The organism is Chelatococcus daeguensis (assembly GCF_001887265.1).
In the GTDB taxonomy this organism is placed as follows: Bacteria; Pseudomonadota; Alphaproteobacteria; order Rhizobiales; family Beijerinckiaceae; genus Chelatococcus_A; species Chelatococcus_A sambhunathii.
This window is the reverse complement of record NZ_CP018095.1, coordinates 2,948,972-2,973,424: the sequence shown is the minus strand read 5'-3', so window position 1 is coordinate 2,973,424 and position 24,453 is coordinate 2,948,972. Positions and strand designations below refer to the sequence as shown.

The window sequence follows — 24,453 nt, the reverse complement described above, 5'->3', positions numbered from 1 at the left end:
GACTTTCGTCACCATTGTTCCTCGCAACGGCCGGACGGCGAGGAAGGAGCACGGCAATGCAGCAGATCGACGCCCATACGATGACCGAACTGGAGGCCGCGGTCTTTCGCAGGCTCGTGAAGCACCTGCGCGAGCGCACCGACGTGCAGAACATCGATCTCATGAACCTTGCCGGCTTCTGCCGCAACTGCCTGTCCAACTGGCTCGAGGAAGCGGCCGCCGAGCGTTCGCTGACGCTCGACCGGGCCAATGCGCGCGAGCATGTCTACGGCATGCCCTACGAGGACTGGAAGGAGCGCCACCAGAAGGAGGCGACGCCGGAGCAGAAGGCAGCCTTCACCAAGGCGGGCCATCGCCACGGCTGATCCGGCCTTGACATCGGGATAGCGGGGACACGAGACATTTCGGCCGCCACGGCCCCTTCCAATCCGCGCCGGAGCCACTAGTCTGCGCGGCTCGCGCGCGGGCGGCCGCCGGTCGCCCATGATCCATCAGTGAGACGGAAGAGACATATGGTCAGCGACGTTGCCGACAGTGGTGTTGCCGCGGAGGAGTTGAAGCAGTTCATCGAGCGCATCGAACGGCTCGAGGAGGAGAAGGCGGCCATCGCTGGCGACATCAAGGAAGTCTACGGCGAGGCGAAGGGACGCGGCTTCGATACCAAGGCGATCCGCCGGCTCGTCAGCATGCGCAAGAAGCCGCCGGAGGAGCGCCAGGAGGAAGAGGCGATCCTCGAACTTTACATGCAGGCGCTCGGCATGTGAGGTGCCGCGAGGCTGCCGTACCGGCCCAACAAGAAGCCCCGGTCCTGCCGGGGCTTCTTGTTGTCTGGGGTCGCTGCGCTTCAGGGTTGCGGTGCCTCCGGACCGTCGGCGTGAAGCGGCAGCGCGAGCGTGAAGGCCGCTGCCGCTAGCCGGCTCGCCGGCAGGGGGCGCGGGGACGAGGCTGCCGCATGGGCCATCGCAATGCGCGACGAGGGGGTCGGCGGCTCGACCGGGTCGCCGCCGAACAGGGGGCGCAGGACGCGCGGGACGGCCGCTGCGGCGACCGGGCGGGGCGTGGCAGGCGTGGGCCTCGCCTCTTCGGCGACAGCCGGCGATGCGGCGGTGGCGAGGGGGCGGATAGGCGGCACCGGCACGTCGGCCGCCGCATAGGCCATCGGCACGAGGCCGGCAACGCGGGTCATCGGTGGACGGGCGGATGCCGCCGCGGCGAGGGCGGCGAGCGCGCCACTCTCGTCGGATGAGGCGCGCGTGCCGATCTCCTGCGAGCCGAGGCCGGCGGCGGCGAAGCTCACCGGTCGGCTCGGCGGCGCCGGAACGTTCGCAACGACCGCCGTTGCGGCAATGGCATTGACGGAAGCGATGGCGTCCTCAGGCCGCCGCGGGGGCACCGGCGCCATGGCGAGCGCGACAGGTGCCTCGGCGGACGGGACCGCCGCAGGGGCGATGCCGTCCGGCCGCGCCTGGGGCAGCGGCACCACTGCCGGTACCGCGGTGGGCGCCTGGACCAGTGGCTCCGCTTGAGGCGCCGCCGCGACTGCGGTGGGTCGGGGGGGCTGTGGCTGCGCTGTCGGTGCACCGCCGCCGCGCCGGTCGCGCAGGAAGAAGGACACGTTGCTGTTGTCGGCGGCGACGGCGGCATCGCCCCCCGCCGGCGCGGTTTCGGCAGTGGCGACCCTTGTGCGCGCATTGCCGCTCGGTTTGGCGAAATCCTCATCCTCCTCCTCGTCGAGGCCGAAGAGGGAGGCCCAGAAGCTCTTGCGCGATCCGCTTGGCCGGGCTGTCTCGGCCTCGGCATAGGCCGAATAGGAGCCGGCGACCGCATCGCCGCGCGACAGGATCTCGGCGCGGGCGAGTTCGTAGCCCTCCATCGGCCGGCCATCCGCGGGGATGTGGACGGTCTTGCCGTCGGGGAAGAGGCGCGAGAGCTGGTCGCGCGTCATGCGCGGCCACGAGCGCACGCTGCCGACGTCGAGATGCACGAAGGGGTTGAAGGCCGTCGGATAATAGCCGACGCCGCCGCGCTGCAGGCGCATGGCGATGGCCCGCACCTGGGCCATGTTGACGTCCGGCAGGTAGAAGTCCATCGCCTTGCCGCGCATGTGCTGGCTCTGCTTGGCGACCGCGCTGGAGCGGCGGCGCAGCATGGCGTTGGTTTCAGGGGCCCGGTAACCCGAGACGACATGGAGCGGCTGGCGCGAGCCCACCTCGCGGTGCACGGCCCAAGCCACGTCGAACAGCTTGGGATCCATGGCGATTGGCTCGTCCCGGCGCCAGTCGCGCAGGATCCAGTTGAGCTTCTCCAGCGCCTCGCGGTCATAGACCCCGTTGCGCTTGAAGGTAACGGTCACGCTTTCCTTGGTATGGGTCTGGTACAGGCTGATCGCCCGCGTGTCGCCATTGGCGACCGCATCCTGGAGACTGCGGGTCCCGGCCACGACCGCGGCGCACGCGATCAGGATCTTGCACGCCGCGCGCGAACAAGGCCCCACCCGGGACAACGCTTGCCTGAAGCGTGTCGAATACAAAGCCAACTCATCCGTTGCTGAGACGGCCTTGAACGCGGCCGTCAGTCAAACGATGAACGAACTCTTACCGCAAAGCCTTAACGCAAGGTTAGCGTCGGGACCGGCTGCGGACAAGAACCGGTTAAGGCGAGACGATGGCAAAATAATGCCGATCGATCGCTCCTGTCGCCACGTTCAGTGTAAATCGCGGAGGGCGGCCGCGACACGCTGGTCGTGGCTATAGATATCCGGGTAGCGAACGAGCTTGCCTTCGTCGGTGACCATGAGGGTGAAATAGGTGAGATGGATGGGGATAAGTTCGGGGAGACGCACGAGGCGTTCCCCCTTGCCGATCAGCTTCTTCATCCGCGACTGTGGCCAGGCGTCGCCAAGTACGATCTCGGCGAAGGTGAAGGGATCGTCCACCCGCACGCAGCCGTGGCTGAAGGCACGTTCACTGCGCTTGAAGAGCGAGCGGCTCGGCGTGTCGTGCAGGTAGACGGCGTGCTGGTTGGGGAACATGAACTTGATGTGGCCGAGAGCGTTGCGCTCGCCCGGCGGCTGGCGGATGGAGATGCTGTTGCCGCGCCGAATCACCTCGTAGCCGCGACGCGCCGCATAATCCGGGTCCTGGGCCATGTGCGGCAGGAACTCCTTGCGCAGGATTGACGGCGGCACGTTCCAGTAGGGATTGACGACGACGTGGCGCATCACGTCCGAGAAGACGGGCGTCGGCGTCTCCGGCTTGCCGACGATGACGCGCGCCTCGTGAATCACCTCGCCCCGGTCGAGCACGCGGACCATGTAGGCGGGGATGTTGACGGAGATGTGCCTGTCGCCGAGGTTGGCCGGCAGCCAGCGCCAGCGCTCCATGTTGGCGATGATGTCGGCCTCGAGGCGTCCGTTCGTCGTCTCGCCGCCACCGAGCGCCGCCAGGGTCTGTGCGCCCAGGACGCCGTCGGCGGCGAGCCCGTGCGCACGCTGGAAATCGGCGATGGCCGCAGCCACCTTCTCGTCATAGGTGTGGTCGCCGTCCGGCGTCACGTCGAGGCCGAAGCGGGCGCGGATGAGCGGCACGCGCTCGTCCTGCATGCCGAGCCGCAGCGTCGGCCCCTTGGGCACGCGCACCATGGGCGTCTGCGCCGGCCGTTCGGAGCGTACCTCCGCGAGCTTGCGTTTCAGCGCAGCATATTGCGCATGCTGCGGATTGTAGGCCGCGAGCGCCGCGCCAGGATCCGTGGCTGCGCCGAGCCGCTCCAGCACGTCGCCTGCTTCCGGCAGTTCGCGCGTCGGAGTGAGCAGCTTCGAGAGTTTGGTCGGCTCGAGGCGCCCGCCGCGCGCATCGCGGGCGTAGAGGACGGCGGCCGCGCTGAGCTTCAGGTCGGCATCCGCGAGAGCCCTGCCGCGGCTGGAACCCTCGAGACCGTCAATCTGCGGCAGTGGATAATCCGCCGGGTCGAGCCCCTCGGCCGCCGCGTCCGTCAGGACCGCCATGATCTTGCGGGCCGCCGGCGTGAAGGCGCCGTCGGCGATCCACAGGGGATTGAAGCCGCGCGCTTCATAGAAGGCGCGGATTGCCCCGCGCTGCTCCTCGCCGAGGCGCGGCAGCGTCCAGTCGCGCGCGTCGAGGATGCGGCCGGCCAGGGCGACGGACGGCTCATCCGCGGTGATCGACACCGCGATATCGGGGAGATCGGGCGGGGCGAGCGTGCCCGTGCCTGCGGACGCGGGCGGTTCGGGCTCCGTTGGGGCGATGTCCCTCACATCGACCGCCGCAGCGGGCGGGGTGGGCAGGACGAGGCTCGCGGATTGCGCCGGCACGATCGGCTCGGCCGCTGCGCGGCCCGTAATGGCAGCGGTCAGAAGACCGATGCCAACGGCGACGATGCACGCGGCAGTGCTTGCCCGCATGAGTGCCCCCTTTCCCGCTGTTCCGGCCGGACCGAGTGTCTTGTAAACGATTCGCATGCTGACGGGTTCGGCACCGTGTGCTGCCATACCTGCTGTCGTCATTCGATGGATCCGTCCGCGTCCCCCTCGGGGGCCTCAGCGAGGCCCAGTTCCTTGAGCTTGCGGTAGAGCGTCGAGCGGCCGATGCCGAGCTTGCGCGACACCTCGGACATGTGGCTGCGATAATGGTTGAGGGCGAAGCGAATGGCGTCGGCCTCGATGTCGGCGAGCGGGCGCACCTCGCCGATATCGTCGAGAAGGCGCAGGCTGCCCGGATCGCGCACCTCGACATGGACGATCTCGCGCGCCGGGGCAGGGGCGGGCGCAGGGCCCGCGGGGGCGGGCGGGATGTCGATCGCGTAGCCCTCGACCTGGCTCGCGATCTGCGGGAATTCCGCTACCGTCAGCTCGGGCCCGTCGGCGAGCACGACGGCGCGGAAGATCGCATTCTCGAGCTGGCGCACGTTGCCCGGCCAGTCGTAGCGAGTGATGAGTGCCATGGCCTCGGGCGCGATGGCGCGCACGCGCTTGCCTTCCTCGGCGGCGAACCGGGCGAGGAAGCCGAGAGCGAGTTCCGGAATGTCCTCACGGCGCGCGCGCAGCGGCGGCAGGGTCATCGGGAAGACATTGAGGCGGTAGTAGAGATCCTCGCGGAAACGGCCCTGTTTGACGAGGTCGAGCAGGCTGCGGTTCGTCGCCGAGATCAGGCGGATGTCCACCTTGACCGGCCGGCGCCCGCCGACCGGATCGACCTCGCCCTCCTGGATGGCGCGCAGGAGCTTGACCTGTGCATCGAGTGGCAATTCGCCGATCTCGTCGAGGAAGAGCGTGCCCCCGTTCGCCTCGACGAACTTGCCGGCATGTTTCTCGGTGGCGCCGGTGAAGGCACCTTTCTCGTGGCCGAACAGGGTCGATTCCACGAGGTTCTCGGGAATGGCGCCGCAGTTGACGGTGACGAAGGGCTTGCCCTTGCGCTCGCCCGAGCCCTGGATGGCGCGGGCCAGCACCTCCTTGCCGACGCCCGATTCGCCCTCGATGAGCACCGGGATGCCGGAGCGGGCCGCGCGCTCGGCGAGGTGCAGCGCCCGGCGCATGGCCTCGCTGCGCGTGGCGATGTCGCGGATCGACAGGGCGCCCTCGACGCGCCGCTTCATGCGGCGGATCTCGTCCTCCAGCGCATCGGTGCGCAGGGCATTGGCGATGGAAACCTGCAGGCGCTCCGCCCCCACCGGCTTGACGACGAAGTCCGCCGCTCCCGCCCGCATGGCCGAGACGACGGTTTCGATGGAGCCGTGCGCGGTCTGCACGATGACGGGTAGCGCGATACCCTTCTCGCGCATCGCCGAGAGCACGCCCATGCCATCGAGATCGGGCATGACGAGATCGAGCAGCACGAGATCGACGGGCGGCTGGCCGCCGGCCATCAGCGTGAGCGCCTCCTCGCCCGAACTCGCGATGAGCGGCTCATAGCCGAAGCGCCGCACCATGCCCTCGACGAGGCGGCGTTGCACCGGGTCGTCGTCCACGATCAGGATCGTCGTCATCTCGCTCAATCGCCCGGCTGTGTTCCGTTTCGGGGCGATGCTGGGCGAGAACGGTAAAGCTCTTGTTAACGCAGCCGTGTGCCGAAGACGGATCCTGTCTGCCGCCGCGGCGTTGATCATCGCGATTCAAAGCCCGATGATCGGCCAGAAACGGAATCGGTCCGTGGGTCGGTAGGAACCTGCGGGACCTATGGACAACGACAGGAAGACGATGACGATCAGCAGCACGGGCGCGCAGGCGCGGGACGGCAACACGCTCGGCGGCCTGCCGGAATGGGACCTGTCGCATCTTTATCCGGGCATGGAGTCCAAGGCCTTCGCCGACGATCTCGCGCGGGCCGAGGAGGAATGCAAGGCTTTCGCCGCCGCCTACCGGGGCAAACTTGCGGCGATGGCGGCGGCACCGGATGCGAGCGAGCAACTGGCGGCTGTGGTCGCCCGCTACGAAAAGCTGGAGGATCTTCTCGGCCGCCTCATGTCCTACGCCGGGCTCGTCTACTCGGGCGACACGACAGACCCCAAGCGCGGCAAGTTTTATGGCGACACGCAGGAGCGCCTGACGGCAGCAAGCTCCGATCTCCTGTTCTTCACGCTCGAACTCAACCGCATCGACGACAAGGTCCTTGCGGAGGCGGCCTCCAAGGCGCCGCTCGCCCACTGGCGCCCGTGGCTCGAGGACATCGCCAAGGACAAGCCCTTCCAACTCGACGACAGGATCGAGCAGCTCTTCCATGAGAAGTCGGTCACCGGCCGGGCGGCCTGGAACCGCTTGTTCGACGAGACCATCGCCTCGCTGCGCTTCACCGTCGACGGTGAGGAACTGACGCTCGAGCCGACCCTCAACAAGCTGCAGGAGCCGCAGGAGGAGGTGCGCCGGGCCGGCGCTGAGGCGCTGGCCCAAGTTTTCCGCGCCAACCTGCGCATCTTCACGCTTGTCACCAACACGCTTGCCAAGGACAAGGAGATCTCGGACCGCTGGCGCGGCTTCGAGGACGTGGCCGATTCACGCCATCTCGCCAACCGCGTCGAGCGCGAGGTTGTGGAAGCGCTGGTCGAGGCCGTGCAACAGGCCTATCCGCGCCTGTCGCACCGCTACTACGCGCTCAAGGCGCGCTGGTTCGGCAAGGACAAGCTGGCGCACTGGGACCGCAACGCGCCGCTGCCCAAGGTGGAGATGCGCACCATCGGCTGGGAGGAGGCGCGCGACACCGTGCTCGGCGCCTATGGCGAGTTCTCACCGCAGATGGCCGACATCGCGCGCCGCTTCTTTGACGAGCGCTGGATCGATGCACCGGTGCGGCCCGGCAAGGCCCCGGGCGCCTTCGCGCATCCGACCGTGCCCTCGGCGCACCCCTATGTGCTGCTCAACTACCTCGGCAAGCCGCGCGACGTGATGACGCTCGCCCACGAACTCGGCCATGGGGTGCATCAGGTGCTCGCGGCCCCCAACGGCGCACTCATGGCGCCGACGCCGCTGACGCTGGCCGAGACGGCTTCCGTCTTCGGCGAGATGCTCACTTTTCGCCGCCTCGTCGATGCCACGAGCGACAAGCGCCAGCGCAAGGCCATGCTCGCCGCCAAGGTGGAGGACATGATCAACACCGTGGTGCGGCAGATCGCCTTTTATACCTTCGAGCGGCACGTCCATACCGAGCGGCGGGCCGGCGAGCTGACCTCGGAGCGATTGTGCGACTTGTGGCTGAAGGTGCAGACCGAGAGCCTGGGTCCGAGCGTCGACCTGCGCCCGGGCTACGAGGTGTTCTGGGCCTACATCCCCCACTTCATTCACTCGCCGTTCTACGTCTATGCCTATGCCTTCGGCGACTGCCTGGTGAATTCGCTCTACGGCGTCTACGAGGGGGCGCGCGAGGGCTTCGCCGAGCGCTATCTCGCCATGCTCGCGGCTGGCGGCACCAAGCATCATTCCGAACTGCTCGCCCCCTTCGGCCTCGATGCGCGCGACCCGGCCTTCTGGCAGATCGGCCTCGGTATGGTCGACCGGCTGATCACCGAACTGGAAGGGCTGGAGGATTGAGAAGCATTCCGTGGCCGTCGCAATCCGCTCTCGTCGACCCCAGATAGGGGCAGTTGGAGAAAACGCCCCATGAGCGATCCCGAAGGCAATCGGTTCTCGGCGCGTGCGGCCCGCTATGCGCGGGTCGGCGCCAATGTGGGCGGCATCGCCGCGCGGATCGTCGGCACGCGGGTGCTCGGGCGGGAGGCGGACCCTTCGCGCTATGCGGCGGAGCTCACGGGGGTGCTTGGCGGCCTCAAGGGGCCGCTCATGAAGGTCGCGCAGCTGCTCGCCACCATCCCCGACGCCCTGCCGCCGGAATATGCGACGGAACTGCAGAAGCTGCAGTCGCAGGCCCCGCCCATGGGGGCTGCCTTCGTGCGCCGGCGCATGATGGCTGAACTCGGGCTCGACTGGGCCGGGCGCTTCGGCGCGTTCGACCTGCAGCCGGCGGCGGCCGCGTCCCTCGGTCAGGTGCATCGGGCGCGCTCGCACGACGGGGTGCCGCTCGCCTGCAAGCTGCAATATCCGGACATGCAGTCGGCCGTCGAGGCAGACCTCAGCCAGCTCGGCATGCTGCTCGCCGTGCAGCGGCGGCTGAGCCCGGAGATCGACACGGCCGAAATCCAGGAGGAGATCGGCGCGCGGCTGCGCGAGGAGCTCGACTATCGGCGCGAGGCGCGCCATGCCGCGCTCTACGCCCACATGCTGGCCGACGTGCCGGAGGTGCGGGTGCCGGGCGTGTGGGCGGAACTCTCGACGCTGAGGCTGCTCACGCTCGACTGGCTGGAGGGGCGGCCGATCCTCGACTACAAGCAGGCGCCGCTAGAGACCCGCAATCGCCTCGCCACGGCCATGTTCAAGGCCTGGTGGCATCCGTTCTCGCATTTCGGCGTCATCCACGGCGATCCGCATCTCGGCAACTACACGGTCTTCGACGATGCGGCAGGCCACGCCGCCGGCATCAACCTGCTCGATTACGGCTGCATCCGCATCTTCCCGGCCCGCTTCGTCGGCGGGGTGGTGGACCTCTACCAGGGCCTGCGCGACGACGAGCCGGACCGGGTCGTCGCGGCCTACGAGATCTGGGGCTTCCGCGGCCTGCGCAAGGACCTCATCGAGGTGCTCAACCTGTGGGCGCGCTTCATCTACGGCCCCCTTCTGGACGACCGGGTGCGCACGATCGCCGACGGCGTGGCGCCCGGCGAGTACGGCCGGCGTGAGGCCTGGCGCGTCAAGCAGGCGTTGCGGGAGAAGGGGCCGGTACGGGTGCCGCGCGAGTTCGTCTTCATGGATCGCGCAGCCATCGGTCTCGGGGCGGTCTTCCTGCATCTCGGGGCCGAGCTGAACTTTCATCGCCTGTTCGAGGCGGAGATCGACCGTTTCGGACTCGATACGGTCGCGGCGGCGCAGGGCCGGGCCCTGTCCGCGGCCGGCCTTTCCGCGCCGGCGTGAAGAAACGCTCTTGCGCGTCGATTAAAACGGTTTAATAGCAAAGCCTGCCGAATGAACGGGGCCATGCTTCGCGGCCCGCGTTGCATGCGGCGGCACCTTGCGGTAAAGCCGGACGACGCCGGATCATACCGAGGATTACCATGGCAGAACACAAGCACGCCGTTCCCGCCGGGGGGCACCCGGACATGGATTATCCCGCCCACGAGCGCACCTACGCAGCGTTCATCACCTTCTCGAAATGGGCCACCATCGCGGTCGTGCTCGTCTTCGTCTTCCTGGCGATCTTCCTGCTCTGACGGCGGGCCCGGCCGGGCCCCGCGGTTTTCATCACGATCGGCCCCTGCCCTGGCGGGATGGCCTTGTTCCCGGGGGGAAACAATGCGCATCGCGATTGCGAAGGAGACGGCTCATCTCGAAAGCCGCGTGGCCGCGTCGCCGGAGACGGTCAAGAAGTTCACGGCGCTCGGGGCGGTCGTCGCCGTCGAGACCGGAGCGGGACTGGCCTCCGGCGTCACGGACGCAGATTACGAAGCCGCCGGGGCGACCATCGCCAAGACGGCGGCGGAAGCCGTGAAGGGTGCCGACATCGTACTCGCCGTCAGGCGGCCGGAGCCGCAGGCGCTGAAGGGCGTCAACAAGGGTGCGCTCGTCATTGCCATCATGGATCCCTATGGCAACGAGGCTGCAGTGAAGGGCCTCGCCGAGGCCGGCGTAGCCGCCTTCGCCATGGAGCTGATGCCCCGCATCACCCGAGCTCAGGTGATGGACGTCCTTTCATCACAGGCCAATCTCGCCGGCTATCGCGCCGTGGTCGACGCCGCGGCGGAATACGGCCGTGCCTTCCCGATGATGATGACGGCGGCGGGCACGGTCCCGGCCGCGCGCGTCTTCGTCATGGGCGCGGGCGTCGCTGGCCTGCAGGCCATCGCCACCGCCCGGCGCCTCGGCGCCGTCGTGACCGCGACCGACGTGCGCCCGGCGGCGAAGGAACAAGTGGAATCGCTCGGCGCCAAGTTCATTGCCGTCGAGGACGAGGAGTTCAAGCAGGCGGAGACAGCCGGCGGCTACGCCAAGGAGATGTCGGACGCCTACAAGCAGAAGCAGGCGGAACTCGTTGCCGCGCATATCGCCAAGCAGGACGTCGTCATCACCACCGCCCTCATTCCGGGTCGGCCGGCGCCGAAGCTGGTGAGTAGGGCGATGGTCGAATCGATGAAGCCGGGATCGGTCGTCGTCGATCTCGCGGTGGAGCGCGGCGGCAACTGCGAACTGGCCAAGCCCGGCGAGGTCGCGGTGCACAACGGCGTCAAGATCGTGGGCCATCTCAACGTGCCTGGACGGCTGGCAGCCACCGCCTCCAGCCTCTATGCCAAGAACCTCTACGCCTTCGTCGAGACGCTGGTCAGCAAGGAGACGAAGGCCGTTGCCGTGAACTGGGACGACGAACTCGTCAAGGCCACCTGCCTGACGCGCGACGGCGCCGTCGTCCATCCGGCCTTCCAGCCGCAGGGTTAAGTCAGTCCGACAGGCCCCGTCCGGGGCGAGGATCAGCAGGGGGAAGCGAGCCATGGCCAACCTGACGCCGGAACAGGCGCTCGAACAGGCCCGTGCGGCGGCCGACGTCGCCAGACAAGCGGCCGAAGCCGCACAGAGCTATGCCGATCAGGCGGCCGCGGCGCTGGGGGCTGCCGCGCATGCCGCGACGGGCGGCGCCGTCGACCCGACGGTGTTCCGCCTCGCCATCTTCGTGCTCGCGGTCTTCGTCGGCTACTACGTGGTCTGGTCGGTGACGCCGGCGCTGCACACGCCGCTGATGTCGGTGACCAACGCCATCTCCTCCGTCATCGTCGTCGGCGCGCTGCTTGCCGTCGGCGTCGAGACGGCGCCGGCCCTCGGCGACGGCCCGGTGTGGGCGCGGATCTTCGGCTTCATCGCCCTCGTCTTCGCTTCCGTCAACATCTTCGGCGGCTTCCTCGTCACGCAGCGCATGCTGTCCATGTACAAGAAGAAGGGCTGAGCGAATGTCGGCCAATCTCTCGACCCTTCTCTATCTCGCAGCGGGCGTCCTCTTCATTCTCGCGCTGCGCGGCCTCTCGCATCCGGTGACGTCGCGGCAGGGCAACCTCTACGGCATGATCGGCATGGGCCTTGCCATCGTGACGACGCTGGTGGGCCATCCGCCGGCGGGCGGGTTCGCGTGGCTGCTCGTCGTCGTTGGCATCGCCATCGGCGGTGGCGCCGGCGCCGTCATCGCCAAGCGCGTGCCGATGACGGCGATGCCGCAGCTCGTCGCGGCCTTCCACTCACTGGTCGGCATGGCGGCGGTGCTGGTGGCGGCTGCCGCGCTCTATGCGCCGCAGGCCTTCGACATCGGCCAGGTTGGCGCCATCCACGGCGGCAGTCTTGTCGAGATGGCGCTCGGTGTCGCTATCGGCGCCATCACCTTCACCGGCTCCGTTATCGCCTTCCTCAAGCTCGACGGGCGCATGAGCGGCAAGCCGATCATGCTGCCGAGCCGGCACGCCATCAACATTGCGCTCGCGGCGGCGCTCGTGGTTCTGATCATCCTCTTCGTGCTGACGGAGAGCCGGCTGGTCTTCTGGCTGATCACGCTCGTCAGCTTCGCCCTCGGCGTCCTGCTCATCATCCCGATCGGCGGCGCCGACATGCCCGTCGTCGTGTCGATGCTCAACTCCTACTCGGGCTGGGCGGCGGCCGGCATCGGCTTCACCCTGGGCAATCTCGCGCTCATCATCACGGGTGCACTGGTCGGGTCCTCGGGTGCGATCCTCTCCTACATCATGTGCAAGGGGATGAACCGCTCGTTCATCTCGGTCATCCTCGGCGGCTTCGGCGGCGAAAGCGCGATGGCGGCCGGCGGTGAGGCCGAGGCGCGGCCCATCAAGCAGGGCTCGGCCGACGATGCCGCCTTCCTCATGAAGAATGCGAGCAAGGTCATCATCGTGCCGGGCTACGGCATGGCGGTGGCACAGGCGCAGCACGCGCTGCGCGAGATGGCCGACAAGCTCAAGCACGAGGGCGTCGAGGTCAAATACGCCATTCACCCTGTGGCGGGCCGCATGCCGGGCCACATGAACGTGCTGCTCGCAGAGGCCAATGTGCCTTATGACGAGGTGTTCGAGCTCGAGGACATCAACTCCGAGTTCGCGCAGGCGGACGTGGCCTTCGTCATCGGCGCCAATGACGTGACGAACCCGGCGGCCAAGACCGACCCGGCCTCGCCGATCTTCGGCATGCCGATCCTCGACGTGGAGAAGGCCAAGACCGTGCTCTTCGTCAAGCGCGGCATGGGTTCGGGCTATGCCGGCGTCGAGAACGAGCTGTTCTTCAAGGATAACACCATGATGCTCTTCGCCGACGCCAAGAAGATGGTGGAGGAGATCGTCAAGGCGCTGGACTGAGCGGCGCTTGGCCAACAGGCATCGGAAGGGCCGCCGCGAGGCGGCCTTTTTCCTGGCTGCCTCTCACGAGGCCGTGGCTGGCGGCAGCCGCCCCGCTCATGATATGGCGCCGACATGATCAAGATCGCGCTCAATGCCGCAGCGCTGTTCGCTATCGTCTACGGGCTGATCGTGGCGGGGCTTGTCGTATTCCAGCGCGACCTGCTGTTTCCAGCCGACGCCGCACCGATCGACGGCAGCGTCGCAGCCATCCCCGGGCTCGAGCAGGTGCAGATCGAGACGAGCGATGGCGAAAGGCTGAACGCCTGGGTGGTGCCGCCGGCGCCGGGCAGGGCGGTGCTCGTCTTCTTCCACGGCAATGCGGGCAATCTCGCGCTCGCCTTCCGTGTCAGCCGCTTCAGGCAGCTGGTCGCGGACGGTACCGGCCTCGTTGCTGTCAGCTACAGGGGCTATGGCGGATCGACCGGCAGCCCGAGCGAGGCGGGCCTGCACCGCGATGGCGCAGCGGCCTATGCCTATGCCGCCCATCGATTTGGCACCGAGCGGCTCTTCGCCTATGGCGAATCGCTCGGCACGGGCGTTGCCGTACGCCTTGCGGCCGAGCAGCGGCTGGTTGGCGTCATCCTCGAGGCGCCCTACCTGTCGACGGCCAAGGTGGCCGCCGGCATCTATCCCTTCGTGCCGGTGTCGCTGCTCATGAGCGACCAGTTCCGCAGCGAGGAAATCGTGGACCGTATCGGCGTGCCGATGCTCGTCCTGCACGGCATGCGCGACGGCGTCATCCCCTTCGCCCATGGCGAAGCGCTATTCGGCCTTGCCATAACGGCACGCCGTTTCGTGCGCTTCGTGGACGGCGGCCACGTCGATCTCTTCGACCATGGCGCGGTACCGCACATCCGGCGCTTTATCGCCGATGCCCTCACAGGGAGGGTTATCGGCGCGGATGTTCTGACCGTTTCGGCGCCGCAGGCGGCCGGCCGGCAGTAAAGGGCGGATCAGCGGAAGAGGGCGAGGCCGCCGCCGACGCGGGACATGCCTTCGCGCGCCACCTGGTTGCCGCTGTCGATGGCGAGAGCCCGCTGATAGGACTCAGTCGCCTGCGTACGGTCGCCCTGGCGCTCGAAGGCGACGCCGCGCCAAGCCCAGGCCACCGCATTGCGGTTGTCTGCGTTGAGGGCGGCGTTGAAGTCCTCGATCGCCTCCTGATACTTGCCGACGGCGACGAGACTCTGGCCGCGCGCGGCATAGGGCGCGCCGGCGAAGGGATTGCGGTCGATGGCCGAGCGGAAGTCGGCGATGGCAAGCTCGTTCTGCCCCTGGCGCTGGTGCACGAGGCCACGAGCATGATAGGCCTCCGCCGATTCGGGGTTGAGCTGGATGACCCGGGAGAGATCGGCCAGCGCCTGGTTGAAGTCGCCCTTGACGCGCAGCAGATTGGCCCGGCCGAGATAGGCGGGCCCGTAGTTGGGATCGGCCTGGATGGCACGGTTGAAATCGGCCAGCGCCTGGTCGTCCCGGCCGGTCTGGCGCAGCGACAGCGCCCGGTTGGTGTAGGCGGCGGCAAAGTTTGGATCGAGCTTGATGGCCTGGTTGAAGTCGCTCATTGCGTCGCTGTAGCGGCCGGAGCGCGCATAGGCTGCCCCGCGAGCGTTGTAGGCCTGGGGATCGTTCGGGTTGGCGCGGATCACATCCGACAGAGAGGCGATATTGGTCTTGCTCGCGTCCGGATTCTCCTGGACGAGCTCGGCCACACCGCGCGAGCCACCGACGCCGCTCACCGTCTCGCAACCGGCCAATGCAAGCGCCACGGCAAGCGGCAGCAGGCTGCGGCCGAGCGTTGTCGCCGACAGGATGGCACCAGAGGCCGACTTCCTCCGTTCGATCACGTCAATCCTCCACCCCGAACAACTTGAATCGTTTGTTGCGTGCCGGTTCTCGGACACAAGTGAGGCAGGAGCGTGAAGACCCTGGCGCGGCCGTGGCCTCGCAGGCACTCCCCCGAGAGGCGGGGCCGGCACATGCAAACAAAGCGCCCATCCGCGAGGAGGGCGCTTGCGCTGCCGGGGCCCGGACCCCGTGATGATAAGCCAATGCCGCGATGCCGGAGCGGGAGGCAATTCCTGCTGCGGCGGCCCCTCAGCGGGTCGGCTTCGGCTTGCTCGGCAGCAGGCCTTCGCGCTGCAGGCGCTTGCGCATCAGCTTGCGGGCGCGGCGGACGGCCTCGGCCTTCTCGCGGGCACGCTTCTCCGACGGCTTCTCGTAATGGCCGCGGAGCTTCATTTCCCGGAAGATGCCTTCGCGCTGCATCTTCTTTTTCAGCGCACGGAGCGCCTGATCAACGTTGTTGTCGCGAACGAGAACCTGCACGCGTCGTCTTCCCGCTTTTGAATTCGTGATGGGTGGCGAAACGCCATAATGGCGCGAACGGCGCGCCACAACCGTGGCAGGGTGGATAACAGATCGGATGGCGCCTGTCCACAGGTCCGGCGCCTGAAACCGGCCCCAGCCTCAGGTTTTGACGCGGGTGACATGGCCCATCTTGCGACCGGGCCGGGCTGTCGCCTTGCCGTAGAGGTGCAGATGCGCGCCTTCCTCCGCGAGGAGTTCCGGCCAGGCCGCCATGTCCTCACCGATGAGGTTGGTCATCTCCACCGATCCGACGAGCGCGACCGAGCCGAGCGGCCAGCCGCAGATGGCACGGATGTGCTGTTCGAATTGCGAGGTCTTCGCGCCCTCGATCGTCCAGTGGCCGGAATTGTGCACGCGGGGTGCGATCTCGTTTGCGAGAAGGCGCGGCGGCTCGCCGTCCGTCTCGACGACGAACATCTCGACGCACAGCGTGCCGACGTAATCGAGTGCCGTCGCGATGCGCCCGGCGATGGCGCGTGCCTCGTCGCACAGGTTCGCGGGCAGGGTGCCCGGCACCCGCGTGATGTGCAGGATGTGGTCGCGGTGCTCGTTCTCGCACAGATCATAGGCGGCGACGGAGCCATCGTGGCCGCGGGTGGCAACCACGGACACCTCGCGGGAGAAAGGCACGAAGCCTTCGAGAATCGCCGGCACGTGGCCAATGGCGCCGAGCGCCGTCGCCGGGTCGTCGCCCGTCCGGATGATGACCTGGCCCTTGCCGTCATAGCCGAAGCGGCGCGTCTTGAGCACCGCCGGCCGGCCGACAGCGGCGAGGGCGGCGCGCAGGTCCGTCTCGTTGGAGACGGCGCGGAAGGGCGCAGTGGCGATGCCGAGGTTGCTGACGAAGGTCTTTTCCTCGAGCCGGTCCTGGGCCACGGCGAGCGCCCGTGCGCCGGGGCGCAGCGGCACGTGCGATTCGAGGATATGGGCCGTGTCGGCGGGCACATTCTCAAATTCGTAGGTGACGACGTCGACGCTCGCCGCAAAGCCGACGAGCGCTCCCTCGTCGGTGTAGGAAGCAACCGTATGGCGGGCCGCCACCTCGAACGCCGGGCTGTCAGGCTCCGGCGCATAGACATGGGCCTTAAGGCCATAGCGTGCGGCGGCGAGCGCCAGCATGCGGCCGAGCTGGCCGCCGCCGAGGATGCCGATGGTGGAGCCTGGGGCGAGCATCGCGTCAGTCATCTTGCGGCCGCTCGGCCACGGCCGCGCTCTGGGCGGCGCGCCAGTCGTCGAGGCGCGCCGCGAGCCCCGTGTCGGAGAGGGCGAGCACCGCGGCGGCGAGAAGAGCGGCGTTGACGGCTCCGGCCCGCCCGATGGCGAGCGTGCCGACGGGAATGCCGGCCGGCATCTGCACGATCGACAGGAGGCTGTCCTGGCCCGACAGGGCCTTCGACTGCACGGGCACGCCGAAGACCGGCAGCGGGGTGAGCGAGGCGACCATGCCCGGCAGGTGGGCCGCGCCGCCAGCTCCGGCGATGATCACCTTGAAGCCCTCGTCCCGCGCCCCCCTCGCAAAGGCGAACAGCCGCTCCGGCGTGCGATGGGCAGAAACGATGCGCGCGTCGTGGGCGATGTCGAGCGCGGCCAGTGTCTCCGCCGCGTGGCGCATGGTCTGCCAGTCCGACTGGCTGCCCATGACGATGGCGACCGGCGTTTGCGTCGTCATTGATGATCCTGCGAAAAGTCTTCCGCGCGGGGCATACAGTAACAGGCGGCCAGTCGGCAATCAGCAATCGGCTCCGCTCGCGCGACGCGCCGACGCTGCGGGCGTTCGGGACACGAAATTGCGTCCGGTTGCTGCGAGGGGGGTGTCCGCCCGACTGCCGCTAGGCAATGATGTCCGGCGTCAGCCTGTCCTCGAGAAAGGTGATGCGATCCTTGAGGATGAGTTTGCGCTTCTTCAGCCGCTGGATCTGTAATTGGTCGGCGGGGCCGACGGATTCGATCGCCGCGATCGCCGCATCGAGGTCGCGGTGTTCCTCGCGCAGGCGATTGAGTTCGCCCATCAGTTGCTGGCGCTCGTCTTCGTCGTCGATATCGATGGTCATCATGGCGCTGCCCGGGGGCATCGATCCGGAGAATGACGGAAGTCGGAAGTATGCGGCGTGGCCGCACGCTCGGCAAGCCGAGCCCCTGCAAAAAGGGTGGCTTGCCCACGGCTCGCCGCCGGTGCACCGCCGATGGCGGAATCTGCTTCGACTCCGCCACAATGCTGTGTCACAGTTCTGTCGTCGGAGTGATCCGAAGGAGGAAAGCGATGTCTTTGAACGCCCATCTGGCCGAACTCGCAAAGCGGCACGAAGCGCTTGAGCGCGAGATCCAAACGGTGCAGGCCAGCCCCTCGGCTGACGAGCTCAAGATCGCGGAACTCAAGCGCAAGAAGCTGCAGTTGAAGGACGAGATGGAGCGCTTGCGTCATACGACGATATCGCAATCGATACATTGACGGATCTGCCGGCCGCACGACCGGCACGACGGCCACCCCTCAGGGTGGCCGTTTTCATATGGGCGAGCCGACGCGTCACGCCTCGCGGGCCATCTCGCGCAGGCGGAATTTCTGGATCTTGCCCGTCGAGGTCTTGGGCAGTTCGGTGAAGACCACGTGGCGCGGGCATTTGAAGGCCGCGAGTCGGCTGCGGCAGAAGGCGATCAGTTCCTCCGCCGTCGCCTCCGCCCCGGGCCTGAGCTCGACGAAGGCGCACGGCGTCTCGCCCCATTTCTCGTCCGGCTTGGCGACGACCGCGGCGGCCTGCACCGCCGGATGCTTGTAGAGCGCATCCTCGACCTCGATGGAGGAGATGTTCTCGCCGCCGGAGATGATGATGTCCTTCGAGCGATCCTTGAGCTGGATGTAGCCGTCAGGGTGCTTGACGCCGAGGTCGCCGGAGTGGAACCAGCCGCCGGCGAAGGCCTTGTCGGTGGCAGCCTTGTTCTTCAGATAGCCCTTCATCACAACGTTGCCGCGGAACATGACCTCACCTAGCGTCTCGCCGTCGGCCGGCACGGATGCGAGCGTCTCGGGGTCGCGCACGTCGAGGCCTTCGAGCACGAGGTAGCGCACGCCCTGGCGCGCCTTCTTCGCCGCATAGTCACCCGTCGGCAGGTCGTCCCAGGCGCTGTTCCAGTCGTTGACGACAGCGGGACCGTAGGTCTCGGTGAGGCCGTAGAGATGGGTCACGTCGAAGCCGGCGTCCTTCATGGCGGCCAGCACCGCCTCGGGCGGCGGCGCGGCCGCGGTGAAGAAGGCGACCTTCTGCGTGAAATCGCGCTTGTCCGTGGCAGGCGCATTGAGCAGCGTCGCCATGACGATGGGCGCGCCGCAAAGATGCGTGACGCCATGTTCGGCGAGCGCTGCATACATGGCGCCGGCGCGCACCTGGCGCAGGCACACATGCGTGCCGGCGACCACCGAGATGGACCAGGGAAAGCACCAGCCGTTGCAGTGGAACATCGGCAGCGTCCACAGATAGACGGGATGCTTTCCCATGCCGCAGGTGACGACATTGCCCATGGCAAGCAGGTAGGCACCGCGGTGGTGATAGACGACGCCCTTGGGGTCGCCGGTCGTGCCCGAGGTGTAGTTGAGCGAGATCGCGTCCCACTCGTCGTCCGGCATCTGCCATGCATGGTCGGGGTCGCCGCCGGCGAGGAAGGTCTCATAATCCGTCTTGCCGAGGACCTCGCCGGGGCCGTAGTATTCGGGGTCGTCGTAGTCGATGACGAGCGGCTTCGCCTTGGCGAGGGCGAGTGCCTCGCGGATGGTTTTCGAGAACTCGCGGTCGGTGATGAGCACCCTGGTCTCGGCATGGTCGAGCGTGAAGGCGATGATGGCCGCGTCGAGCCGGGTGTTGAGCGTGTTGAGCACCGCTCCGGTCATGGGCACGCCGTAGTGGCATTCGAGCATCGCCGGCGTGTTCGACAGCATCACCGAGACGGTGTCACCGCGGCCGATGCCATGAGCTGCGAGCGCCGAGGCAAGGCGCCGGGCGCGAGCATAGAAGTCGCGATAGTTGCGGCGCAAACTGCCGTGGATGATGGCCGTACGCTCGGGAAAGACGCTTGCGGCCCGTTCGAGGAAGGTCAGCGGCGTCAGCGGCTGGAAATTGGCCGGGTTGCGGTCGAGGTGGAGGTCGTAGGCTGAGGCCGTCATCTTTCCAGTCCGCTTCGGAACTTGCGATGTGGCAGCCTAGCCGGCGAGGTTGCGGGCGATCAATCAGCCAAAGGGAGAGGCGCCTCGTCGGCCTAGGGTGCGACCGGCGCGGGCAGGGGCAGGCCCTTGGCGACCATGACGGTGCGGGCCCGGTCGGGATAGTCGGTGATGAGCCCGTCGACGCCCCAGTCGATCAGGCGCGCCATGTCGTCGGTCTCGTTCACCGTCCAGGGCACCACCGCCAGCTCCATCTCCTGGGCTTCCTCGACGAGCGGCTGCGTGAGGTTGCGGAAATTGGGCGACCAGGTGGTGCAGCCGGCTTCCGCGACGAGCGCCGGCACTGAATCGAAATCGTCAACATCGAGGCCACCGAGCCAGGGCGAGCCCCCGTCCTTGCCGCGCTGGAGCGTATCGAAATTGCCCTCGCTCGTCAGGCACACGCGCGGAAGGTCGGGCGAGACCTCCTTGAGGGCCATGAGGGTGCGCCAGTCAAAGGACTGGACCGTGACGCGCTCCCCGAGCCCGGCCTTGTCGATGGCCTTCGCCAGCGCCGTGGCGAAGGCGCGCGGCTCGGGCGTGCCGGCATCCGGCGCCGGGCTCGACTTGGTCTCGATGTTGAAGCGCACGTCCTTCGCGCCGAGGCGTTCGGCGAGGGCGAAGACATCCTCGAGCGTCGGTATGCGCGTGCCGTCGACCGGCGTCTGCTCCGGGAAGGACTTGGCGGTGCGGCTGTCCGGCCTGGTGCGGCCGACGTCGAAGCTCCGCAGTTCCTCGAGCGTCATGGCGGTCAGCGCCTTGCCCGGCCCGGTCAGGAAGGTGCCGTCGGGCCCGCGCGTGATGTCGGGATTGAGCCTCGGGTCGTGCGAGACGACGAGCACGCCGTCGCTCGTCATGCCGATGTCGAGCTCGAGGGTCGCGACCCCGGTGCGCAGGGCTTTCTCGAAGGCGGGAAGAGTATTTTCGGGCGAGAGCCCGCGCGCGCCGCGGTGGCCCTGCAGGTCGAAGGCGGCCGCGCTAGCGCCTGCCAGGAGGATGGCAAGGCAGGCCACGCCGGTGCGAAGGATAATGGAAGGTGCGAACGGCGGCATGGCTTTTCCTGTCGTGCTCTCATCCCGGGCGGGACGGGAAGAATCAGATGAGTGCAATAAGCCCATCATATGTCAGTTTGAGGCCGACGAGCACGAGCAGGGCGTAGATGAGGCGATAGAAGGCGGTCGGGTCGACGCGCCGCACCAGCCAAACGCCCGCCATGGTCGAACCGACGGCGACGGGCATGAGCACGAGCGAGGTTGTGAGGTTCTCGTGCGTGAACTGGCCGAGCCAGACATAAGGCGCCACCTTCATCAGATTGACGGTGGCGAAGAACCACGTGGTGGTGCCCACGAGAACGTCGCGTGAGAGCCTCAGAGGCAGCACGTAGACCTGGAACGGCGGCCCGCCGGCATGGCTGATGAAGCTGGTGAAGCCGGATACGCTGCCCCACAACAGTCCCCAGGCGATGCCGCCCGGCCGCTCGCCCGCCGCCTGCTTGGCGAGATTGAGCCACCAGTTGAGGGCGAAGACGAGGGCAATGAGGCCGACGGCGAGCCGCACCGCCGCCTCCGAGACGGCAGCGGCCGTGAAGGTCGCAAGGACGATGCCGGCCAGCGCGCCCGTGAGGGTGATGGCGAGCAGGCGTTTGTTCACATGCCGACGGAAGGCATAGATACCGACCGCGTCCTGCACGATAAGGATGGGCAACATGATCGCCGCGGCCTGCACCGGCGGCACGAACAGCGCCATCAGCGGAATGCCCAGGATCGCGAGCCCGACGAAGCCACCCTTGGCAAGGCCGATGATGACAACCGCCGGGATGGCGGCGAAATAGAAAAGGGGATCGTTGATCATTCGGGCTGGGCTCGGCAGGCATCTCTTGGTAGTCAGACCCGCCGAAAGTCTCAAGGCGGCCGGCCGCCGGGCTGCTATGCTCACAGGGCCGGACATGCTGTCGGGCATGTTGCAAGGCGCCGCCACCGGTCGCACCATCTGTCCGCCGGGGCACGCTCCGGCCAAGGGGGAGGACAGCCAGCATGATCGCCGTGCCCAAGGCATCCGCAGCACGCAGCCGATACGGGGAGGTCTACGAGGCCTGGCGCAGGGATCCGCTCGCTTTCTGGGGGCAGGCGGCCAAGGCCATCGACTGGATGCGCCCGCCGGTGCAGGTCTTCGACGCCTCCCTCGGCGTCTACGGGCGCTGGTTCCCGGGGGCGACCTGCAACACCTGCTTCAACGCGGTCGACCGGCATGTCGACGCCGGGCGCGGCTCCCAGCCGGCCATCATCTACGACAGCCCGGTCACGGGGGCGAAGCGCATCATCTCCTACAACGGCCTTCTGTCGGAGGTGCGCGTGCTCGCGGCCGTGCTGCGCGACCTAGGGGTCGGCAAGGGCGACCGCGTCGTCATCTACATGCCCATGGTGCCGGAGGCGGTGGTCGGCATGCTCGCCTGCGCCCGCATCGGCGCCATCCATTCCGTCGTCTTCGGCGGCTTCGCCGCACGGGAACTGGCACAGCGCATCGCCGATGCCGAGCCGAAGGTCATCCTGTCCGCCTCCTGCGGGGTCGAGCCGACCCGGGTCGTGCCCTACAAGCCGCTGCTCGACGAGGCGATCGAGCTCTCCCCGGCGAAGCCCGAGGCCTGCCTCATCCTGCAGCGCGCCCAGGAAGAGGCGAGCCTCGTCAAGGGCCGCGACCTCGACTGGACGGAGACGGTGAGCAAGGCCCGCGCGGCCGGCAAGGACGTGGACTGCACGCCGGTGGAGGCCACCGACCCGCTCTACATCCTCTATACCTCGGGCACGACCGGAAAGCCCAAGGGCGTGGTGCGCGACAACGGCGGGCACATGGTGGCGCTCGTATGGTCCATGCAGAACCTCTACGGCGTGGCGCCGGGCGAAGTGTTCTGGGCGGCCTCCGACATCGGCTGGGTGGTCGGCCACAGCTACATCGTCTACGGACCGCTGCTCACGGGCTGCACCACCATCCTTTACGAGGGCAAGCCCGTCGGCACGCCCGACGCCGGCGCCTACTGGCGCGTCATCGCCGAGCACGGCGTCACCACGCTGTTCACCGCACCGACCGCCTTCCGCGCCATCCGCAAGGAGGATCCGCAGGGTGCGCTGATCGACAATGTCGACATGACGGCCTTCCGCGCCCTCTTCCTCGCCGGCGAGCGCGCCGACCCCGACACCGTGCAATGGGCGGAACGGGTGCTGAACGTGCCGGTCATCGACCACTGGTGGCAGACGGAGACCGGCTGGGCTATCGCGGGCAATCCGCTCGGCCTCGGCGCGCTGCCGGTCAAGCACGGCTCGCCGACGGTGCCGATGCCCGGCTACGACGTGCACATCCTCGACGAGGCGGGCAAGGACCAGCCGAGAGGCGCCATGGGCGAGATCGCGGTGAAGCTGCCGCTGCCGCCCGGCTGCCTGCCTACCCTGTGGCAGGCCGACGAGCGCTTCCGCGAGAGCTATCTCGAGGCGTTCCCCGGCTTCTACAAGACCTCGGATGCAGGCTACATCGACGAGGACGGCTATCTCTTCGTCATGGGGCGGACGGACGACATCATCAATGTCGCCGGCCATCGCCTGTCCACCGGTGGCATGGAAGAGGTGATCGCCGCCCATCCCGACGTTGCCGAATGCGCCGTCGTCGGCGCGAGCGACCCTGTGAAGGGGGAGGTGCCCGTCGGCTTCGTCGTGCTGAAGAGCGGTGTCGATCGCGCGCCCGCAGAGATCGAGGCCGAGATCGTCGCCCGCGTGCGCGCGGAGATCGGCCCCGTCGCCGCCTTCAAGCTCGCCCTCGTCGTCGCCCGCCTGCCCAAGACGCGCTCGGGCAAGATCCTGCGCGGCACCATGAAGAAGATCGCCGACGGCGACGCATGGTCCGTGCCCGCGACGATCGACGATCCGGCGGCGCTCGACGAGATCGCCGCCGTGCTCGCCCGCCGTCCGGGCGGATCGGCTGCCCCATAAGAAAAACCCCGCGGATGGTGCCGCGGGGTCCAATCGGTCGGAAGTGCCGTTCCCGGCGGCTTCTCAGAGTTCTTCGTCCTCCTCGTCGTCCGGGCGCTTGAGCTGCTTGAGCTTGGCGAAGACGGAATCGACGTCGAGCTTTTCCTCTTCCTCCCGGCGCGGGCGCGAGGTGTCGCCGAAGGGCTGCACCTCCTCCTCGGGGGCGGTGGTGACTTCGGCCGGCAGCAGCGTCTGGTCGCTCTCGGGCGCCACCTGCGGACGGTCCTTGGCGGCGCGGGCCACCTCGAAGTCGAGATCGATCTGCGAGCAAAGACCGAGCGTGACCGGGTCCATCGGCGTCAGATGCGCCGCATTCCAGTGCGTGCGGTCGCGGATCTGCTGGATGGTCGTCTTGGTCGTGCCGACGAGGCGCATGATCTGCGCGTCCTTCAGCTCGGGGTGGTTACGCAGCAGCCAGAGGATGGCGTTCGGCCGGTCCTGGCGGCGCGAGACGGGCGTGTAACGCGGGCCCTTCTTGCGTTTGACCTCCGGTAGCTTGACCTTGGGCGGGGCGAGCCTGAGCCGGTAGGCGGGATTGGCCTCCGCCCGGGCGATCTCCTCGCGGGTGAGCTGGCCGTTGACCGTCGGATCGAGCCCCTTGATGCCGGCCGCGACCTCCCCGTCGGCGATGCCCTTCACCTCGAGCGGATGCAGCTTGCAGAAGTCGGCGATCTGGTCGAACGTCAGCGCCGTATTTTCGACGAGCCAGACGGCGGTCGCCTTGGGCATCAGCGGTCCGGTGGACATGGTCGGCTCCTTAAGACATTTCGGCGGGCGCCTGGCGCCCCGGCCTGGCAGACACGGTTTCCCTGCGCTCCGACCCGGCGGGGCCGAAGCAATCATCGATCGTCGATGACGGGGACTGGCCGCTATATAAGCGCGTCGCGTCGATCTGGCAAATGATCGCAGAGGATCGCGGCGACGTCTTGTCGGCGCCCGCCTCTT

Annotated in this window: 23 protein-coding genes; 11 read left to right on the top strand and 12 right to left on the bottom strand. The window is 67.9% G+C overall.

The annotated features are described in order from the left end of the window. Positions 1-56: 56 nt before the first annotated feature. Positions 57-365 (top strand): DUF1244 domain-containing protein, encoded by a 309-nt coding sequence (locus BOQ54_RS14120; RefSeq protein ID WP_055457688.1) that lies wholly within the window; start codon positions 57-59, stop codon positions 363-365. A gap of 147 nt (positions 366-512) precedes the next feature. After that, the gene (locus tag BOQ54_RS14115) at positions 513-764 is read left to right on the top strand and encodes a DUF2312 domain-containing protein (protein WP_055457687.1); all 252 of its coding nucleotides are present in this window, start codon (positions 513-515) and stop codon (positions 762-764) included. Positions 765-844: 80 nt separating this feature from the next. On the opposite strand, the gene BOQ54_RS20175 is transcribed toward BOQ54_RS14115, so the two are convergent. The 3 genes from BOQ54_RS20175 to BOQ54_RS14100 all read right to left on the bottom strand — a co-directional run bounded on the left by BOQ54_RS20175 (position 845) and on the right by BOQ54_RS14100 (position 6,003). After that, the gene (locus BOQ54_RS20175; RefSeq protein WP_245316223.1) at positions 845-2,440 is read right to left on the bottom strand and encodes a DUF882 domain-containing protein; all 1,596 of its coding nucleotides are present in this window, start codon (positions 2,438-2,440) and stop codon (positions 845-847) included. Between the two features lie 264 nt (positions 2,441-2,704). Further along, positions 2,705-4,420 (bottom strand): L,D-transpeptidase family protein, encoded by a 1,716-nt coding sequence (locus tag BOQ54_RS14105; RefSeq protein WP_071924124.1) that lies wholly within the window; start codon positions 4,418-4,420, stop codon positions 2,705-2,707. A gap of 98 nt (positions 4,421-4,518) precedes the next feature. Continuing rightward, positions 4,519-6,003: a sigma-54-dependent transcriptional regulator gene (locus tag BOQ54_RS14100; RefSeq protein ID WP_055457684.1), complete on the bottom strand. Its 1,485-nt coding sequence runs from the start codon at positions 6,001-6,003 to the stop codon at positions 4,519-4,521. A 211-nt stretch (positions 6,004-6,214) separates the two neighbouring features. Here BOQ54_RS14100 and BOQ54_RS14095 point away from each other — a divergent pair, with 211 nt between their 5' ends. The 7 genes from BOQ54_RS14095 to BOQ54_RS14065 all read left to right on the top strand — a co-directional run bounded on the left by BOQ54_RS14095 (position 6,215) and on the right by BOQ54_RS14065 (position 13,881). Next, entirely contained in the window at positions 6,215-8,038 is a 1,824-nt protein-coding gene (locus tag BOQ54_RS14095) for a M3 family oligoendopeptidase (RefSeq protein WP_071924516.1), read from the top strand. Between the two features lie 69 nt (positions 8,039-8,107). After that, positions 8,108-9,472 (top strand): ABC1 kinase family protein, encoded by a 1,365-nt coding sequence (locus BOQ54_RS14090; RefSeq protein WP_071924123.1) that lies wholly within the window; start codon positions 8,108-8,110, stop codon positions 9,470-9,472. A 140-nt stretch (positions 9,473-9,612) separates the two neighbouring features. Continuing rightward, positions 9,613-9,768: an aa3-type cytochrome c oxidase subunit IV gene (locus tag BOQ54_RS14085; protein ID WP_019403304.1), complete on the top strand. Its 156-nt coding sequence runs from the start codon at positions 9,613-9,615 to the stop codon at positions 9,766-9,768. Between the two features lie 82 nt (positions 9,769-9,850). Further along, on the top strand, positions 9,851-10,987 hold the full coding sequence (locus tag BOQ54_RS14080; RefSeq protein ID WP_055457682.1) for a Re/Si-specific NAD(P)(+) transhydrogenase subunit alpha: 1,137 nt from the start codon (positions 9,851-9,853) through the stop codon (positions 10,985-10,987). A gap of 52 nt (positions 10,988-11,039) precedes the next feature. Then, positions 11,040-11,489 (top strand): NAD(P) transhydrogenase subunit alpha, encoded by a 450-nt coding sequence (locus BOQ54_RS14075; RefSeq protein ID WP_055457681.1) that lies wholly within the window; start codon positions 11,040-11,042, stop codon positions 11,487-11,489. 4 nt (positions 11,490-11,493) lie between these two features. Further along, positions 11,494-12,894 carry an NAD(P)(+) transhydrogenase (Re/Si-specific) subunit beta gene (locus tag BOQ54_RS14070; RefSeq protein ID WP_055457680.1) on the top strand — a complete coding sequence of 467 codons (1,401 nt, stop codon included), beginning with the start codon at positions 11,494-11,496 and terminating at the stop codon, positions 12,892-12,894. Between the two features lie 114 nt (positions 12,895-13,008). After that, positions 13,009-13,881 (top strand): alpha/beta hydrolase, encoded by an 873-nt coding sequence (locus BOQ54_RS14065; protein ID WP_071924122.1) that lies wholly within the window; start codon positions 13,009-13,011, stop codon positions 13,879-13,881. A gap of 8 nt (positions 13,882-13,889) precedes the next feature. Here BOQ54_RS14065 and BOQ54_RS14060 read toward each other — a convergent pair whose 3' ends face one another. The 5 genes from BOQ54_RS14060 to BOQ54_RS14040 all read right to left on the bottom strand — a co-directional run bounded on the left by BOQ54_RS14060 (position 13,890) and on the right by BOQ54_RS14040 (position 17,357). Further along, the gene (locus tag BOQ54_RS14060; protein WP_245280442.1) at positions 13,890-14,780 is read right to left on the bottom strand and encodes a tetratricopeptide repeat protein; all 891 of its coding nucleotides are present in this window, start codon (positions 14,778-14,780) and stop codon (positions 13,890-13,892) included. 250 nt (positions 14,781-15,030) lie between these two features. After that, the gene (gene rpsU, locus BOQ54_RS14055; protein ID WP_019403310.1) at positions 15,031-15,261 is read right to left on the bottom strand and encodes a 30S ribosomal protein S21; all 231 of its coding nucleotides are present in this window, start codon (positions 15,259-15,261) and stop codon (positions 15,031-15,033) included. Positions 15,262-15,402: 141 nt separating this feature from the next. Beyond that, the gene (locus tag BOQ54_RS14050) at positions 15,403-16,488 is read right to left on the bottom strand and encodes a 5-(carboxyamino)imidazole ribonucleotide synthase (protein WP_071924121.1); all 1,086 of its coding nucleotides are present in this window, start codon (positions 16,486-16,488) and stop codon (positions 15,403-15,405) included. Continuing rightward, a complete protein-coding gene (purE, locus tag BOQ54_RS14045; RefSeq protein WP_055457677.1) occupies positions 16,481-16,972 on the bottom strand; it encodes a 5-(carboxyamino)imidazole ribonucleotide mutase in 492 nt (163 codons plus the stop codon). Before purE ends, BOQ54_RS14050 begins: the two co-directional genes overlap by 8 nt. 160 nt (positions 16,973-17,132) lie before the next feature. Beyond that, the gene (locus BOQ54_RS14040; protein ID WP_198300549.1) at positions 17,133-17,357 is read right to left on the bottom strand and encodes a YdcH family protein; all 225 of its coding nucleotides are present in this window, start codon (positions 17,355-17,357) and stop codon (positions 17,133-17,135) included. 206 nt (positions 17,358-17,563) lie between these two features. Here BOQ54_RS14040 and BOQ54_RS14035 point away from each other — a divergent pair, with 206 nt between their 5' ends. Next, positions 17,564-17,752, top strand: a complete 189-nt coding sequence (locus BOQ54_RS14035) for a YdcH family protein (RefSeq protein WP_019403314.1) — start codon at positions 17,564-17,566, stop codon at positions 17,750-17,752. Between the two features lie 75 nt (positions 17,753-17,827). Here the strand turns inward: BOQ54_RS14035 and BOQ54_RS14030 are convergent, their stop codons facing one another. From BOQ54_RS14030 to BOQ54_RS14020, 3 genes are all read right to left on the bottom strand, one after another. Continuing rightward, positions 17,828-19,456, bottom strand: coding sequence for an acyl-CoA synthetase (locus BOQ54_RS14030; protein ID WP_071924120.1), 1,629 nt, complete (start codon positions 19,454-19,456; stop codon positions 17,828-17,830). A 92-nt stretch (positions 19,457-19,548) separates the two neighbouring features. Continuing rightward, positions 19,549-20,544, bottom strand: coding sequence for a glycerophosphodiester phosphodiesterase (locus BOQ54_RS14025; RefSeq protein WP_071924119.1), 996 nt, complete (start codon positions 20,542-20,544; stop codon positions 19,549-19,551). Between the two features lie 43 nt (positions 20,545-20,587). Beyond that, complete coding sequence (locus tag BOQ54_RS14020; RefSeq protein WP_055457674.1) at positions 20,588-21,343, bottom strand: sulfite exporter TauE/SafE family protein; 756 nt, start codon at positions 21,341-21,343, stop codon at positions 20,588-20,590. Between the two features lie 182 nt (positions 21,344-21,525). Between BOQ54_RS14020 and BOQ54_RS14015 the strand changes: the two genes are divergently transcribed. Further along, positions 21,526-23,469: a propionyl-CoA synthetase gene (locus tag BOQ54_RS14015; RefSeq protein ID WP_071924118.1), complete on the top strand. Its 1,944-nt coding sequence runs from the start codon at positions 21,526-21,528 to the stop codon at positions 23,467-23,469. Between the two features lie 63 nt (positions 23,470-23,532). On the opposite strand, the gene BOQ54_RS14010 is transcribed toward BOQ54_RS14015, so the two are convergent. Then, on the bottom strand, positions 23,533-24,255 hold the full coding sequence (locus BOQ54_RS14010) for a DUF1013 domain-containing protein (RefSeq protein ID WP_071924117.1): 723 nt from the start codon (positions 24,253-24,255) through the stop codon (positions 23,533-23,535). Positions 24,256-24,453 lie beyond the last annotated feature (198 nt).